Source organism: Acidithiobacillus sp., assembly GCF_049965315.1.
Classification (GTDB): domain Bacteria; phylum Pseudomonadota; class Gammaproteobacteria; order Acidithiobacillales; family Acidithiobacillaceae; genus Acidithiobacillus_B.
Window position 1 is genome coordinate 1 of record NZ_JBMFWL010000077.1, and the last position, 505, is coordinate 505.

Annotated in this window: 1 protein-coding gene; it reads left to right on the forward strand. The window is 64.0% G+C overall.

All coding sequences use genetic code 11. The features are described 5' to 3' along the window. Positions 1–190: 190 nt before the first annotated feature. Positions 191–505: recombinase family protein (locus ACP5MM_RS09865; RefSeq protein WP_427934542.1), on the forward strand; the 315-nt coding region annotated here is incomplete at its 3' end.

Here is a 505-nt window from a genome sequence, read left to right on the forward strand (position 1 = left end):
TCCTGGGCGGTGGGTTCCCCGCCGCTGAACACCACTCCGTCCAGCAGGCCCCGGCGGCGATGGAGCCAGGCCAGCGCTTCGTCCCAAGGGATGACCCCCGGCAAATCAGACTTTCCGGGGGTTTTCTTTGGGTCTAAAGTGTCCATGAACCCATATACTTATCTATGTCGCTATCTTGATGAGCAAACAAATGCCCTCCACGTCCAAAATCGGCTACGCCCGGGTCTCCACCGACGACCAGCATCTCGACCTGCAGCGGGACGCCCTCCATGCGGCCGGATGCCGGGACATCTACGAGGAGAAGATCAGCGGTAAGCAGGCCGATCGGCCTGCCTTGAACCAGTGCCTGCGGGCCCTGCGGCCGGGGGATGCCCTGGTGGTCTGGCGGCTGGATCGCTTGGGCCGCAGCCTGCCGGATCTGGTGCGCATCGTCGGGGAACTGGAAAGCCGGGGCGTCGGCTTCGAAAGCCTCACCGAGAAGATCGACACCACCAGCGCCACGGGA